The following is a 519-nucleotide window of genomic DNA, read 5'->3' on the forward strand; positions in this document are numbered from 1 at the left end:
TTCATAACATCCCCCCATATAAGTAAACCTCGACAAAATCGTCGAGGTTACATTACTAAGCTTCTTTAGTTAAATTATATAAACTTTGATCAGTTCCAATTTCAATGTCTAAGTTTCGTACTTTATCATTAACTATAGTTATCGATTTACCTTGGAACATTGGTAATCCAGGTAACTCATCATTCATATATTTTTGCCATTTAACATAAATATCTTTACGTTTCTTTTCATCAATGCCTACTTTATCGAAGTCTAACGCATCATCTAAATATTGATCTGATTTTGGTAAAACTGTTCTCATTTCATTTTGAGGTCTATCAGTGTGGTATAAATCTGATGGGTCTGGATCTGTACCACCTGCCCATGATCTGAAGTACACTTCCATATCTTTTGATGCATTTGCTAAGTCTTCATTATATTTACCGAATTCTACTAACTTCACATTTGTTTTCAAGCCAACTTTTTCCCAGAAATCTTTTATCGCAGCAGTTCTTGGTTCAAAAGTAGGATTTGAACCTG

1 pseudogene is annotated in these 519 nt (G+C 33.1%); it reads right to left on the bottom strand.

Features of this window, described 5'->3' with window-relative positions:
- Positions 1-55: 55 nt before the first annotated feature.
- Positions 56-519, bottom strand: a pseudogene (locus tag IDG60_RS27300) (oligopeptide ABC transporter substrate-binding protein); the annotation flags it as partial.

Source organism: Staphylococcus sp. EG-SA-2 (assembly GCF_017152085.1).